Origin of the sequence: Devosia honganensis, assembly GCF_042648785.1 — a bacterium.
Lineage (GTDB): Bacteria > Pseudomonadota > Alphaproteobacteria > Rhizobiales > Devosiaceae > Devosia > Devosia honganensis.
This window is the reverse complement of the sequence record NZ_JBHRYD010000001.1, coordinates 608,330-623,234: the sequence shown is the minus strand read 5'-3', so window position 1 is coordinate 623,234 and position 14,905 is coordinate 608,330. Positions and strand designations below refer to the sequence as shown.

Here is a 14,905-nt window from a genome sequence, read left to right as displayed (position 1 = left end):
GCGGTCATGGCCACTTCCCCGGGCCGGCCGATGCGCCCCGGCGGATGCAGGTCGCAGATGCGCCGGCGTTCGGCCTCCGGATCGGGAAAGCCGTTCCAGTATTCGAGCGCCAGGTCGGTTTCGATATAGCCCGGGGCGATGGCGTTCACCCGGACATTGCGCGCCGCATATTCGATGCCCAGCGCCCGGGTCAGCCCCAACAGGCCATGCTTGGCGACGGGGTAGGGGAAGGTGCCCGGAATGATGGTGGTGCTGTGCGAGGAGGCGATGTTGACGATGCTGCCGCCGCCGCCCTCCAGCATGGCCGGCAGCACGGCGCGGCACATGCGCCACACGCCCTCCAGGTCCACCGCCATGCAGCGGGCCCATTCGGCGTCGGTGGTCTGCAGCGGCTCGTGAAAGACGTTGATGCCGGCATTGTTGACGAGCACGTCGATGCGGCCGTAGCGGGCCAGCACCTGGGCGACCGTCCTGTCCACCGATTCCTGGTCGGTGACGTCGGTGGCGATGAAGGGGGCGCCTTCACCCAGCCGCGCGGCGGTGGCCGCCCCGGTCTGCGGGTCGCGCTCGGCGATCACCGCCACCGCGCCCTCGCGCAGGAAGGCCTCGGCGATGGCGGCGCCGATGCCGCGCCCGGCGCCGGTGACGATGGCGATCTTGTCCTTGAGGCGCATTGCTACCAGTCCACGATGGTTCCGTCGGCCATCACCGCGTTCTGCGTGTGCAGCACTTCCTGGGCATAAGGGTGCTTGGCGCATTCGGCTTCGTCAACGACGATCCCCAGCCCGGGCGCCTCGGGCACCTGCCAATAGCCGTCCACCATGCGGATCGGGCCCTGCACCACGTCGAAATACCAGGGCACCGCGCCCACCATTTCCTCCTGGATGACGTGGTTGGGGGTGGAGACGGCGAAGTGCAGCGCCGCCACCCCGGCGATGGGGCCCAGCGGGTTGTGCGGGGCCACGCCGATCCCCAGCGCCTCGGCGCGGGCGGCGACCCGCTTGGCCTGCAGGAACCCGCCGCAATGGCACAGGTCCGGCTGCACGATGTCGATGGCGCGGGTGGCGAACAGCGCCTCGAACTCGCTGGCATCGATCAGCCGCTCGCCGGTGGCCAGCGGCACGCCGGTCTGCCGGGCCAGTCGTTCGAGGCTCTGGAAGTCGCCCGGGGGCACCGGTTCCTCCACGAACATGGGCCGGCCGGGCGCCAGCGCCTCGATATAGGCCAGCGCCGCCCCGGCCGAGGCGGGCCGGCCATGGAAGTCGACCATGATCTCGATCTCGTCGCCCACCGCCTTTCGCATCGCCTCCATCATCCGGGCGACCTTGTCCACCTGCGGCAGCGGCGCGTGGTAATGGGTATAGGGCACGAAGACCGCCTTGAAGGCGCGATAGCCGTTCTCGACCACTTCGCGGGCCCGCTCCACCAGCGCCGCGTCGCTGTCGGATTCATAGACGGCGCGCATGTCGCCCATGCCCAGATGGGTATAGACGAAGACCCTGTCGCGCACCTTGCCGCCCAGAAGCCGCCACACCGGCTGGCCCAGATGCTTGCCAAGAATGTCCCACAGCGCCATCTCGATGCCCGAGACGGCGCTCATGCCGATGGCCCCGAGCCGCCAGAAGCTCTGCTTGGTCATGGCGCGATAGGCCTGCTCGATGTCGCGCGGGTCCCGCCCGATCAGCAGCGGGGCCAGGTCCTCGACGGCCCCGACCACGGCGCGGGTCTTCCATTCCAGCGTCGCCTCGCCCCAGCCGAACAGGCCCGGCTCGTCGGTTTCCACCTTGACGAAAACCCAGTTGCGCATTTCCGCATTGACCACGCGGACAGTGATGGCTGTGATCTTCACACGACACCTATAAATCAGATGATTGAAAGCTAGATGCCGGCAATCATCGGGTCAAGCCCGGCAATTGCGCCTTGACAGCGTCCTTAAACATCAGATTATTAGTTGCATCGAACGGAGAGTGAGCATGGCTGGAAGCCACGCCGGCAAGAATTTGCATCGCCTGCGCCGTCACAATGCCTTCTATCTGGCGGTGGCGCCGTTTCTCTTGATCTTCCTGGTGTTCTCGATCTTTCCGGTGCTGTTCTCGGTCTATCTCGGCTTCAACCGCTGGGACGGCTTTTCCGATCCGCAATGGGTGGGCCTCGAGAACTATGCCCGGGCGCTGCGCGATCCGGTGTTCCAGAAGGCGATCTGGAACACCGCCTATGTCTGGCTCTGGTCCACCACGCTCACCATCGCGCTGGCGCTGGTGATCGCGGTTCTGGTCAACGACCACGTGGCCTTCGGCAAGAGCTATTTCCGCATGGTGTTCCTGCTGCCCCTGCTGGTGGCGCCGGCCATTGCCGCCATCGTGCTGCGGGTGTTCTTCTCGGCCAATGGCGGCATCGTCAACCTGCTCGCCGGCGCGGTCACCGGCACGCCCAGCTATTTCGACTGGCTCGGCTCGGAATTCTGGATCAAGCCGCTGGTGGTGCTGCTGGTCATCTGGCGCTGGACGGGCTGGTACATCATCATTTTCATGGCCGCCCTCCAGTCGATCCCGCGCGACATCTACGAGGCGGCGCGCATGGACGGGGTCGGGCGCTGGGCCATCTTCTCGCGCATCACCCTGCCGCTGCTGCTGCCGGCCATCGCCTTTGCCACCATCACCTCGACGCTGGGCGGATTGCAGATGTTCGACGAGCCCTATGTGCTGACCCAGGGGCTGGGCGGCACCAACAATGCCGCCACCACGCTGGGCATGTATCTGTTCGCCACCGCCTTCACCCGGCTGGATTTCGGCGTCGGCTCGGCGGTCTCCTGGTATATCTTCGCGGCGGTGGTGCTGTTCACCCTCGTCTATCAGGCCGGGTTGCGCCGGCTGCGCGGGGCGGCGTCATGACTGCGGCGCGCCTCCGGCGCGGCAATCGCGACAAGCGCTTCAACCTCTCGGTGACGCTGGCCCTGCTGGCGCTCAGCATCTTTTTCCTGCTGCCGCTCTACTGGACGGCGGTTTTCGCCACGCGCACCCTCAGCGAGGTCTTCCAGTTTCCCCCGCCGCTGTGGTTCGGCGACAATATCGTGCAGAACTACCGCAATATCGAAGCGGTGTTCCCGCCCTTCCGGCCCATCGTCAATTCGCTGCTGGTGGCCGTGCCCAAGACCGTCGGGCTGGTGCTGGTCAGCGCCATGGCCGGTTATGGGCTGTCGCGCTATGTGCGGGCGACGGGCCATAAATTCATCCTGGTCGCCACCTTCGCCACCCTGTTCTTCCCGCCTTCGCTGGCGCTCATTCCCTTCTTCCTGCAGATGAACGCCTTTGGCTGGCTCAACACCTATTGGCCGCTCATCCTGCCGGCCATGGCCTCGGGCTTCGGGGTGGTCTGGATGTACACCTATATCGGCTCGACCGTGCCGGCCGAGCTTTACGAAGCGGCCGAGATGGATGGGGCCAAAGGCATCGCCACCTTCTTTTTCGTGGTGCTGCCCATCATCCGCCCCGGGCTCGCCGCGCTTGCCGTGTGGACCCTCATCAGCACCTGGAACGATTTTCAGATTCCGCTGGTGGTGCTCAGCGACGGCTCGAAGTTCACCGTGCCGCTGGCGCTCACCACGCTCTCGACCACGCATTATTCCGACATGCCGGCCGTCATGCTCGCCACCCTCATGGGGCTGGTGCCGGTGTTCATCCTGTTCGGGCTTCTGAGCCGCCAGTTCATCGCCGGCCTCACCGCCGGTTCCGTCAAATGACGTATTGCCGGCGCGACCGGCAGGAACACGCAAATGGAGGATTTGCAATGAAGACCATATTGAAGGGCCTTGCCGCCCTGGCGCTGGCCGGCGCCGCCATCACGCCCGTTCTGGCGCAGGAGGCGCCCGACAGTTCGGTCTCGGGCACGATCAACGTGCTGACCTGGCCCAATAACGACCGCACCTTCCAGGCGCTGCTGCCCGCCTTCAACGCCGCCTATCCCGATATCACCGTCAATATCCAGGGCATTCCCACCGCCAATAACGGCTATCTCAACGCCGTGCAGCGCGCCATGCTGGCAGGCGGTGGCACCGATGTGGCGATGATCGAGATCAACATGATGGCCCTGCTGCGCGACAAGCCGCAATGGGTGGATCTGGGGCAGGCCCCCTATAATGCCGGTGAGCTGCTGGAGGATTTCGCGCCCTTCACCGTCGCCAATGTGACCCTGCCGGACGGCAAGATCTCGGCCCTGCCCAAGCATACCGGGCCGGGCGGCATGTTCTACCGCTCCGACATCTTCGCGGAGGCCGGGTTGCCGACCGATCCGGCGGAAGTGAGCGCGCTGTTCGCCGACTGGGATGCCTTCCTTTCCGAAGGCCAGAAGCTGGTGGTGCCCAATCAGCGTTGGGTCATCGGCAATGGCGAGGAGATCGTGCGCGCCATGATGGCGCAGAAGGGCGTCAGCTATTTCGACGCGGAAGGCAATTTCCAGATCGACGATCCGGTGTTCCGCACTGCCTTCGAAACGGTGAAGAAGGCGGCCGATGCGGGCATGATCTCGCCCTTCACCGCCTGGAGCCCGGAATGGCAGGGCGCCTTCGGGCGCGGGCAGCTGGCCACCGTGCTCTATGGAAACTGGTTCGGGGGCCTGCTCAAGCGCGCCTATGCCGCCGATCAGGACGGCAAATGGGCCGTGGCCACGGCGCCGGGCGTCGAGGGCAACCGCTCCTTCAACTCGGGCGGCGACTATATCGGCATCCTGGAGGGCTCGCAGAACAAGGAAGCGGCCTGGGCCTTCGTCAAATGGGTGGTCTCCGATGACGAGAGCCTGAAACAGCAATATCAGAACGACGACCTCTATCCGGCCTATACGCCGGCGGGGCAGGCGGAGTGGATGAATTTCGAGGACCCCTATTATGGCGGCCAGAACGTCAACGAGGTCTTCGCGCCGGTGCAGGCCGAGATGATCCCCTTCACCCTGCATCCGCTCGATCCGGTCGCCGCCACCGCCATGAGCACGGCCGTCAACAATGTCGCCCGGGGCGTGCAGAGCGTTGATGAGGCGCTCGAGGCGGTGCGGGCCGAGGTCGAGGCGCAGATGTAGCCCAGGGCATTGGGGGCGCCCGCCGAGGCGCGCCCCCTTTTCCGTCCCGCGCCACCCCAAAACAAAAAAATTCAGAGGCCAGACATGCTCACCTCCATCCCGCTCGAAGGCGAATGGGCCTTCGCCCTCGATCCCGATAGCCGGGGCGAGGCCGAGCAATGGTTCGCGACCGACCTGCCCGACACGATCAGCCTGCCGGGCAGCGTCGACGAGGCGAAAAAGACCCCGCTCTCGACCGGCAGCACCATGGCCCATCTCAGCCGCCGCCATCCCTATGTCGGCAAGGCCTGGTATGCCCGCAGCTTCGATATCCCCGAGGGCATGGAGGACCATTATTTTCATCTGGCGCTGGAGCGGCCGCATGGGGAGGTCAATGTCTGGATAGACGGCTACAAGCTGGGGCGCGACGAGAGCATGTCCACCGCCGTGCGCATGCTGATCGGCCAGCTCTCCCCCGGCCCGCACCGTCTGGTGATGATGATCGACAATGCCCGCTTCGAGGCGGTGGGCGAGGCCATCATCCGCAGCCATGCGCGCATGGGCGACGTCGCCCATTCCAAGACCGACCACACCCAGACCAACTGGAACGGGGTGGTGGGCTATCTGCGCATCGAGGCGGCCCGCGCCTCCATCGCCCGCCTCGACGTCCATGCCCCCTCGCGCGACATCACCGTCGAGGTGGAGCTGGAAGCCTTCGACCCCGATATCCGCTTCCCCATCTTCTGGACCGGCGAGCACGCTGACGAACTGGTGTTCAATGTGCACGTGGCGGGCACGGATGCAGTGGTCAGTGCTAACGATGTGCTGACGTTCGACAGTGCTTTTGCCAGGATTTTCCGGCGAATCAGCCTGCCGCCCTCCGCGGCGCTATGGGACGAGTTCGATCCCGTGCTGCACCGCCTGAGCGTCGAATGGCGCCGCGACGGGGTGGTGCTGGATCGTCTCGAAACCGATTTCGGCATCCGCTCCTTCGTCCGCGAGGGGCGGCATCTCAAGCTCAATGGGCGAACGGTTTTCCTGCGCGGAACGCTCGATTGCGCCATCTTCCCGCTGACCGGCTATCCGCCGACCGACCATGAAGGATGGGAAAAAGTCTTCGGTACGGCAAAGGCTTACGGCCTCAACCATATCCGCTACCATTCCTGGTGCCCGCCCAAGGCGGCCTTCGAGGTCGCCGACCGGATGGGCCTGCTGCTGCATGTGGAAACCCCGGTCTGGCCGGTTCTCGGCGCCGATCCGGCACTCGACCGCTATATCCATGCCGAGGCCGAGCGCATCGTGCGCGACTATGGCAATCATCCCAGCTTCGTCATGCTCTGCGTCGGCAATGAAGTGCATGGTAACGGCCTGCACGGCTTTCTCGAGCGCTTTCTCGAAAAGTGGAAAAACCAAGACGATAGAAGGGTTTACACGGGCGGTTCCGGTTGGCCAACGGTCAAGCGCGCCGACTATATCTCCAAGCCCGAACCTCGTAACCAGCGCTGGGGCGAGGGGCTGGAAGGCCGCCTCAACGCCCGCGCGCTGGAGACCCGGACCGACTGGACCGAATGGGTCGAGGCGGTGCCGATGGCGCTGGTCAGCCATGAGATCGGCCAGTGGTGCGTCTATCCGGACCTGGCGGAAATCGCCAAATATACCGGCGTGCTGGAAGCACGTAACTTGCTGATGATAAAGGAAGATCTGGACGCCAAGGGGCTGGGCCACCTGGCGCGCGACTATCTCATGGCCAGCGGAGCGCTCCAGACCCAGCTCTATAAGGAGGAGATGGAGGCCGCCCTGCGCACCCCCGACATGGCGGGCGTGCAACTGCTTGGCCTGCAAGACTTTTCCGGGCAAGGCACGGCCCTGGTGGGCGTGGTCGATGCGTTCTGGGACGAGAAGCCCTACGTCACCCCCGCCCGGTTCCGCGAATTCTGCGCCCCGGTGGTGCCGCTCCTGCGTGCCGACCGTTTCGTTCTGGTGGCGGGCGAGACCTTCACCGCCGAGCTGCAGCTTGCCGTGTTCACCGCGCATAATATTGAAAATGCTCGGCTTTCCTGGAGCCTGCGCGATGGCGGCAACACCGTTCTACGCTCCGGCGACCTGGTCTGCGATGGCCTGGCGACGGGCCGCCTTCACGAAGTGGGCGGCATCGCGATCGATACCACGGGGCTTCTCCCTGCGGCGCGCCACGAACTGGTGGTGACGGTGGAGGGCACCGATTATCGCAATCGCTGGGGGGTGTGGGTCATGCCAGAACTGGCGCAACCCATTGACCTGCCAATGGTTTCCGAGCTCGACGGCGCCGCGCTCGATCGCCTCCAGGCGGGCGAGACGCTGATCCTGGCGCCGCCGCCCGACAGGCTCGCGCCCAATGCCGTCCTGGGTCACACCGCCGCCTTCTGGAACACGCTGTGGACCGATGGCCAGGCGCCGCACACAATGGGCTTGCTGATCGATGAGGAGCATCCGCTCTTTGCCCATTTCCCCAGCGCCTCCTACTCGGACTGGCACTGGTGGGAGCTCACCCATCATCGCCGGGCCTTCGACGTCAACGGCTTGAATCAAAAGGCGATTGTGCGGGTCATCGACGACTGGAACAGCAATCGGGACCTGGTCCTTTGTGCCGAATTGCAGGTGGGCCGAGGCCGGCTCGTGCTGCTCGGTTTCGATCTCGAAAAGCTCGAGAATCGGCCGGTCGCCGCAGCGTTCCGGCAGGCGCTCGGCGCCTATCTGGGCAGCGGGAAACAGGTCCGGGCGCCCGAGGCGACGCGGTCCGAACTCGAAAGCTGGTGGCAAGGAGTTGCACGGTGAGCGCCATCGAATTGCGCGGGGTGGAAAAGACCTATGGCAGCACCAGGGTCATCCACGGCATCGACCTGGCGGTCGAGAAGGGCGAATTCGTCGTGTTCGTGGGCCCTTCGGGCTGCGGCAAGTCCACCCTGCTGCGCATGATCGCCGGATTGGAGGACATCACCTCCGGCGAAATCGCGCTCGATGGCGATGTGGTCAACGACGTGGAACCGGCGCGGCGCGGGCTGTCCATGGTGTTCCAGTCCTATGCGCTCTACCCGCACATGACGGTGGCGGGCAATATGAGTTTCGGCCTGCGCATGACCGGCACCTCCAGGGTCGAGACGGAGCGGCGCGTTGCCGAGGCGGCGGAGATTCTGCAACTGGCGCCGCTGCTCAAGCGCAAGCCGAGCCAGCTTTCGGGCGGTCAGCGCCAGCGCGTCGCCATTGGCCGGGCCATTGTACGCCAGCCTCGAGCCTTCCTTTTCGACGAGCCGCTTTCCAATCTCGATGCCGAATTGCGCGTCGCCATGCGGGTTGAAATTTCCAAGCTGCACCAGCAACTTGGCACGACAATGATCTATGTCACCCACGATCAGGTGGAGGCCATGACCCTGGCCGACCGCATCGTGGTGCTGCGCGCCGGGCGCATCGAGCAGGTCGGCACGCCAGCCCGGCTTTATGCCGATCCGGACAATGTCTTCGTCGCCGGGTTCATCGGTTCGCCCCGCATGAACCTGCTGAGAGCGACAAGCGATGGCGAGACCGTAACCCTTGCCGGAATCGGTTTCCGCCCCCGCCTCGCCGCCTTGCCGCAGGGCGCCGTCACGCTGGGCTTGCGCCCGGAGCAGTTCTTCCAGCCGGAAGGCGAAACCGCTTCTCTGGCCGTCGAGGTCGATGTGGTCGAAAATCTGGGGGCCAGCACCATCGCCCATGGGCGCCTCGCCGACGGCCAGCCCATTCTGGTGGAGCGGCGCGGCAAGGACCGTGCTTCCGGCGCAAAACGCCTCGAGGTGCGCTTCGCCCTCGCCGACGCATTGATTTTCGATGCGGACGGGCAGCGGCTGCGGTGAGCCCTACATGCTGTCGTACTCCTTGAAGACCCCTTCGAGCCGCTCGCTGCGCGGCGGGCCGGTATAGCTGCCGCTGAGCCGGTCGATCAGCATCTGCACGGCCCGATGCGCCTGGGTGGCGGGCGGGACGCCGATGCGGGTCAGGCGAGGGCGGAGATAATCCATCTGCGGCTGGTCGCCATAGACGGCGACCGCCATATCCTTCGGGATCGACAGGCCGCGGTCGAACAGGGCCGGAAGCCCGCCCTGCGCCATCAGATGATTGCCGAAGAACAGGGCGCTGGGCAGGTTCTGCCCTTGCGTATCCAAGAGGAAGTTGACGCCGTCGGTGCCCGAGGGGCCGAGGAAGCTCCCCTCGTAGTCGAGGATGTTTTCGGGAGTGACGCCGCCTGAGAGCAGGCCGTCGCGAAACCCGCGGGCGCGGGCCATCGCCTCGGGAAAATAGGCGGGGCCGGTGATCTGCGCCACGCGGCGATGGCCGCGTCCGGCCACATATCGCCCCATGGCGTGGCAGGCGCTTTCGTCGTCGACCCAGACATTGTCGACCGCGCCATTGGGCAGTTTGCCGATAAAAACGGTGGGGATGTCGATGTCCAGCAGGGCGTCGTGCAGGCCGAACAGGGCGAAATCGCCCACGATGAGCCCGTCGACGCGCCGGTTGCGGATGTGGCGCAGATAATCCCGGCCCAATTGCTGGGAATGGCCGCCCGGCACGTCGGTATTGAAGATCAGTGTGTCGCGTCCGGCGGCCTCGAGGTCGGATTGCACCGTCTTGACCAGTTCGGGATAGAAGGGGTTGCGAATGTCCGGGATAAGAACCGCCACCATATTGGTGCGGCCCGTGCGCAGGCTCTGGGCTTGCGGGTTGGGGACATAGCCGAGCTCGGCAATGGCTGCCATCACTCGCTCGCGCAGATGTGGCGACACCCTCTCCGCGTGGTTGAGCACGTGGGACACGGTGGTACGGGACACGCCAGCGCGTTCGGCAACCTTGGAAATCGTCGTCATGGCAATTGGCTAGCACCGCTGTTCCGGCTTGGCAAATTGATTTGTGAATTGATTTGCAAATGCATTCAAAGTGGATATGGTGCGTATGTCGACCGGCAGGAATCGCCGGCGGCCAATGACGAACCATCCATGACGGGCAGCTGCGGGGAGGCAGATGTGAACGTTTTCGACAGTCCGGCCTGAGTCCCGACCCTTTACCCCTTCATGCGGCCCGCCTTGCGGCAGGCGGTGCGACCTTCTTTTTTGCTGTCGATCGGCGCGCCGCCTCATGGCGCGAACGGCGCAGCCCGGCCAATCTGGAGTTTTCATGACCGTCGCTTTTTCCGGCCTCGATCTCAATCTGGGCAATCTCTATCGCCTGTCGAATGCCAGGACCCGTTCCATTTCCCCGGAGAATTTTACCGGCGAGAAGGGCAAGGGCGGCATGGCCACCGAGGGCACGGGCGCCGAATGCGCGCGCGGTCTGGGCCAGGGCTGGAAGATTTCGCCATCGATCCGTATCGAGGCGAACGAGACGCGGGTGCTTGCCGATATCGAAGGCCCGGGGGCCATACAGCAGATCTGGCTGACCAGCGCCAATCTGCGCTGGCGCGATCTGATCCTGAGGATTTATTGGGATGACGAGCAGCATCCCTCGGTCGAGGCGCCGATCGGCGATTTCTTCTGTTCGGGCTGGAACCGGTTCGCCCAGGTGACCTCGCTCGCCGTCTGCGTCAATCCGGGCCGAGCCTTCAATTGCTATTGGCAGATGCCGTTCCGCAAGCGGGCGCGGATCACCATCGAAAACCGCGATCCGGACGATTTCGGCATCATCTATTATCAGGTCAACTACGCGCTGGCCGACGTGCCGGAAGACGCGGCCTATTTCCACGCGCAGTTCCGCCGGACCAATCCGCTGCCGTTCAAGACGGACTACACCATTCTCGATGGAGTGTCCGGCCGCGGTCATTTCGTCGGCACCTACATGGCCTGGGGCGTCAACAATGCCGGCTGGTGGGGCGAGGGCGAAATCAAGTTCTTCATGGATGGGGACGATGCCTTCCCCACCATTTGCGGCACCGGCACCGAAGACTATTTCTGCGGCGCCTATAATTTCGATGGCGGGGTGGTCGACGCCACCATGGAGAACCGCTACCGCGAATTCAACACGCCCTATGCCGGCCTGCCGCAGGTGCTGCGGCCCGACGGCGTCTATCAGAGCCAAATGCGCTTCGGCATGTATCGCTGGCACGTTCACGATCCGATCCGGTTCGAATCCGATCTGCGGGTGACCATGCAGGCGCTGGGCTGGCGAACGGAGAAGCAGAATCGCCGCTATCTGCCGCTGCAGGACGACATCGCCTCGGTCGCCTTCTGGTACCAGACCCTGCCGGCGGCGCCGTTCCCGCAACTGCCCGACCGCGACTATCTCGAGATCATCTGATCATGAATCTGCTCCGCTTCATCGCCGGGCGGCTCGTCGTTTATGCGTTGGTGATCGTCTTTGCGCTCACCGTGCTGTTCTTCGTGCCGCGGCTCGGCCCCACCGATCCGGTGGAGGCCATGCTGGCCAAGGTCGCTTCGCAGGGTGCCTATATGGAGGCGGCGCAGGTGGATGCGCTGCGCCAATCGCTGTCCGACACGTTCGGGCTCAGCGGTTCGCTGCTCGAGCAATATTGGGCCTTTATCAAGCGCATCGTGGTCACGGCGGATTTCGGCCCCTCGCTCTCGATGTATCCGACGCCGGTGATGGAGCTGATCTGGAACGCGCTGCCCTGGACCTTCGGGCTGCTGCTGACCTCGACGCTGATCGCCTGGGTCCTGGGCAATTTCGTCGGCCTGGCGTCGGGGTGGAAGCCCGAGAGCCCGTCGAGCCGCATCATGGAGGGGATCGCCATCTGCCTCTATCCGATCCCCTACTACATTCTGGCGCTCGTGCTCTCGATCCTGTTTTCCTATGTCTGGAAGATCTTTCCGCTTACCACCACCATCCGCGGCGCGCCCTGGAGCTGGGACCTGATCACCAGCATCGTGTGGAATTCGTTCCTGCCGGCGATGTCGATCGTCATCGTGGTGTTCGGCTGGTGGGTCATCAGCGTCAAGGCGCAGACGGCGACCCTCAAGGAAGAAGAATTCATCCGCTATGCGCGGCTCAAGGGATTGGGCGATGGCCGCATTTTGAGCCGCTACGTGCTGCCCAACGCCATCCTGCCGCAGATCACTTTCCTCGCCCTACAGATCGGGCTGATGTTCAATGGCTCGCTGATCACCGAAATCCTCTTCGACTATCCGGGATTGGGCCTGCTGATCTATTCGGCGGTGCTGCAGGGCGATTTCAACCTGCTGATGGGCACGATCAGCCTGTCGGTCATCGCCGTGGCGACAGCCACCATGGTGATCGATCTCATCTATCCCCTTCTCGATCCCCGCATCCGGCACAGGTAGATCCATGCGCAGCTTCTTCGCCCATGCGCCGTTCCGGCTCTATCTCGGCATCCTGCTGGTCGTGCTCTTCATCGTGCTGGGCGGGATCATGCCGTGGTTCGCGCCCACCGATCCGCTGACGTGGTACACGGCGCCACGCAACCAGAATCCAGGTGCCGCCTATTGGCTGGGCACGACCAGCCTCGGCCAGGACGTCTTCTGGCTGCTCACCTATGCCTTGCGCAATTCCCTCATCCTCGGCCTGATCGTTGCGGGACTGTCGACCATTATCGGTGTCTTCCTGGGCCTCGCCGCCGGATATGCGGGGGGATGGCTCGACCGGGTGCTGAGCTTTTTCATGGATGCGCTGCTGTGCATCCCCGTTCTGCCCATCCTCATCCTGATGGCCGCATTGTTTGGCGGGCAATTGGCGCTGCCGATCGTGGGACTGTTGCTGGTGATCTTCAACTGGCCCTATCCGGCGCGACAGGTCCGGGCCGTGGCCCTGACCATGCGGGAGCGCGAATTCATCAATGTCGCCTGGTTCTCGGGGGAATCGAGCGTGCGCATCCTAGTGCGCCACATCTTCCCCTATATCGCCGGCTGGTCGGCTGCCAATTTCATCAACACCGTGCTGGTGGGCATTTCCACTGAAAGTGCGCTGGCGGTGATCGGCCTGTCCAGCGCGCAGCAGGCGACGTTGGGCACCATGATCTACTGGGCCATCAACTATCAGGCGCTGCTGGCGGGCAGATATGTGTGGATCGGCTCGCCGGTCCTGGCCATCGTCCTGCTCTTTATCGGCCTGTTTCTCGTGTCTTCGGGACTGTCCATGCAATCCGCCGCCCGGAGAATGAGCGTATGATCACCATCGACAATGTCACGGTCGGCTATGGCACGGCGGGCTTCATCAAGGCGGTGGACGAGGTCAGCCTCACCATCAACGACAATGAAATCCTGGGCATTGCCGGGGAGTCGGGGTCGGGCAAGTCGACGCTGATGCGCGCGGTCTATGGCGATTTCTCCACCGGCCTGCGCATTCAGAGCGGCAGCGTGACCGGGCGTTTCACCGATGCAAGGACCGGGCGGAGCATCGAGGCGCCCTCGAGCCAGTTCCGCCAATTGTGGTGGGATCAGATCAGCTATATCCCGCAGGGCTCGATGAGCGTTCTCAACCCGCTCATGCGGATCGAAAAACAGGTGGTGGACGGGCTGCCCAGGCGCGAGCGGCGGGGGAGCAGGGCGGAGTTGCGGGGACGGATCGCCCGCTTTTTCGCCGGCTTCGGGCTGGCCGAAAATGTGCTCGACGCCTATCCGCACCAGCTTTCGGGGGGCATGCGCCAGCGCGTGCTGGTGGCGATTGCCGCCTTCGTCAACCCGCGGCTGATCCTCGCGGACGAGCCGACCACGGCGCTCGACGTCGTGGTACAGAAAAAAATCCTGCTGATGATGGTGGAAATCCAGCGCCGTCAGCGCAATTCGCTGGTCCTGGTCAGTCACGATCTGGGGGTGCATTACCAGATCACGGACCGGCTGATCGTCATGCATCGCGGCAAGATCGTGGAGGCGGGCCCGACGGCGGAAATCTTCGCCAATCCCCGGCACGACTACACCAGGAACCTCATCGCTTCGCTGCCGCGCCTCCACGGCAGGCGTGCTGCCGACACCTTGGGAGAAACGGCGTGACCGATACCGCTCCCCTGCTCGAAATGCGCAATGTCAGCCGCACCTATCGCAAGGGCGGCCCGTTTGCCGGGGTGCCGTTCAAGGCGGTGGACGAGGTCTCGTTCACCCTGCCGGCGCACCCGCAGGTCTTTTCCATCGTCGGCGAATCCGGTTCAGGCAAGACCACGCTGGCGCGCATGGTGCTGCGGCTGGTGGAGCCGAGTGCGGGCGAGATCACCCTTCTGGGACGGGCACTGCACGGCAAGGGCAGGGACCGGATCGACAATCTGGAGTTCCGCCGCCTGGTCCAGCCCATCTTCCAGAATCCCTTCGAGGCGTTCAGCGCTTATCTGCCGATCGAGGACTATCTCAAGTCCACCGCGCTCAATCTGAAGGTGGCCGGCAGCAACGCGGAAGCGGAGGCACTGGCGGACCGGACGCTGCGCTCGGTCGGGCTCAGCCTCGAGCGTATAAAGGGCAAATATATCCGTCAGTTCTCGGGCGGCGAATTGCAGCGCATCAGCGTGGCGCGCGCGCTTATCCCGCGTCCGCGGCTCATCGTGGCCGATGAACCGGTATCGATGGTGGATGCCAGCCTGCGCATGAGCATCGTCAATCTGTTTCGTCAGATCGTGGTCGAGCAGGGCGTTTCCTTCATCTACATCACTCACGACCTCTCGACGGCCTACTACCTGTCGGACCAGGTTTCGATCATGAATGCCGGCCGGATCATCGAAAGCGGCGCGCCGACAAAAATCCTCGATCATCCCAGCCAGGACTACACGCGCGAACTGATGGCGGCGATCCCCGGCGTCGATGAGCGCTGGAGCGAACTCGCCGATATCGACCGGCAATATGCCCACCCAAATCCACGGCAAGAGAGTGCGTCAAAACACCTGCCGGGCACCATTTGACAG

General features: G+C 64.2%; 13 protein-coding genes. 10 read left to right on the top strand and 3 right to left on the bottom strand.

Translation table 11 applies throughout. The features are described 5' to 3' along the window. Positions 1–674, bottom strand: a 674-nt coding sequence (locus ACFOOL_RS02985; RefSeq protein ID WP_380094727.1) for an SDR family oxidoreductase, incomplete at its 3' end; no start/stop codon positions are given. A gap of 2 nt (positions 675–676) precedes the next feature. After that, positions 677–1,849: a galactonate dehydratase gene (gene dgoD, locus ACFOOL_RS02980; RefSeq protein ID WP_380094725.1), complete on the bottom strand. Its 1,173-nt coding sequence runs from the start codon at positions 1,847–1,849 to the stop codon at positions 677–679. 124 nt (positions 1,850–1,973) lie between these two features. Between dgoD and ACFOOL_RS02975 the strand changes: the two genes are divergently transcribed. From ACFOOL_RS02975 to ACFOOL_RS02955, 5 genes are all read left to right on the top strand, one after another. Next, positions 1,974–2,891, top strand: a complete 918-nt coding sequence (locus ACFOOL_RS02975) for a carbohydrate ABC transporter permease (RefSeq protein WP_380094724.1) — start codon at positions 1,974–1,976, stop codon at positions 2,889–2,891. Then, on the top strand, positions 2,888–3,739 hold the full coding sequence (locus ACFOOL_RS02970; RefSeq protein ID WP_380094722.1) for a carbohydrate ABC transporter permease: 852 nt from the start codon (positions 2,888–2,890) through the stop codon (positions 3,737–3,739). The genes ACFOOL_RS02975 and ACFOOL_RS02970 overlap by 4 nt, the downstream gene beginning before the upstream one ends. A 47-nt stretch (positions 3,740–3,786) precedes the next feature. Further along, positions 3,787–5,067 carry an ABC transporter substrate-binding protein gene (locus ACFOOL_RS02965; RefSeq protein WP_380094720.1) on the top strand — a complete coding sequence of 427 codons (1,281 nt, stop codon included), beginning with the start codon at positions 3,787–3,789 and terminating at the stop codon, positions 5,065–5,067. 84 nt (positions 5,068–5,151) lie between these two features. Continuing rightward, on the top strand, positions 5,152–7,860 hold the full coding sequence (locus ACFOOL_RS02960) for a sugar-binding domain-containing protein (protein ID WP_380094718.1): 2,709 nt from the start codon (positions 5,152–5,154) through the stop codon (positions 7,858–7,860). Further along, positions 7,857–8,912, top strand: a complete 1,056-nt coding sequence (locus ACFOOL_RS02955; protein WP_380094716.1) for an ABC transporter ATP-binding protein — start codon at positions 7,857–7,859, stop codon at positions 8,910–8,912. The genes ACFOOL_RS02960 and ACFOOL_RS02955 overlap by 4 nt, the downstream gene beginning before the upstream one ends. A gap of 3 nt (positions 8,913–8,915) precedes the next feature. On the opposite strand, the gene ACFOOL_RS02950 is transcribed toward ACFOOL_RS02955, so the two are convergent. After that, on the bottom strand, positions 8,916–9,920 hold the full coding sequence (locus ACFOOL_RS02950) for a LacI family DNA-binding transcriptional regulator (protein ID WP_380094715.1): 1,005 nt from the start codon (positions 9,918–9,920) through the stop codon (positions 8,916–8,918). Positions 9,921–10,227: 307 nt separating this feature from the next. Here ACFOOL_RS02950 and ACFOOL_RS02945 point away from each other — a divergent pair, with 307 nt between their 5' ends. The 5 genes from ACFOOL_RS02945 to ACFOOL_RS02925 are packed head-to-tail and all read left to right on the top strand — an operon-like array spanning position 10,228 to position 14,902. Then, positions 10,228–11,343 (top strand): glycoside hydrolase family 172 protein, encoded by a 1,116-nt coding sequence (locus ACFOOL_RS02945; RefSeq protein ID WP_380094713.1) that lies wholly within the window; start codon positions 10,228–10,230, stop codon positions 11,341–11,343. 2 nt (positions 11,344–11,345) lie between these two features. Beyond that, positions 11,346–12,344 carry an ABC transporter permease gene (locus ACFOOL_RS02940; protein ID WP_380094711.1) on the top strand — a complete coding sequence of 333 codons (999 nt, stop codon included), beginning with the start codon at positions 11,346–11,348 and terminating at the stop codon, positions 12,342–12,344. A 4-nt stretch (positions 12,345–12,348) separates the two neighbouring features. Further along, positions 12,349–13,188 (top strand): ABC transporter permease, encoded by an 840-nt coding sequence (locus tag ACFOOL_RS02935; RefSeq protein WP_380094709.1) that lies wholly within the window; start codon positions 12,349–12,351, stop codon positions 13,186–13,188. Further along, positions 13,185–14,009, top strand: a complete 825-nt coding sequence (locus ACFOOL_RS02930) for an ABC transporter ATP-binding protein (RefSeq protein WP_380094706.1) — start codon at positions 13,185–13,187, stop codon at positions 14,007–14,009. Before ACFOOL_RS02935 ends, ACFOOL_RS02930 begins: the two co-directional genes overlap by 4 nt. After that, positions 14,006–14,902 (top strand): ABC transporter ATP-binding protein, encoded by an 897-nt coding sequence (locus tag ACFOOL_RS02925; protein WP_380094704.1) that lies wholly within the window; start codon positions 14,006–14,008, stop codon positions 14,900–14,902. The genes ACFOOL_RS02930 and ACFOOL_RS02925 overlap by 4 nt, the downstream gene beginning before the upstream one ends. Positions 14,903–14,905: the final 3 nt, after the last annotated feature.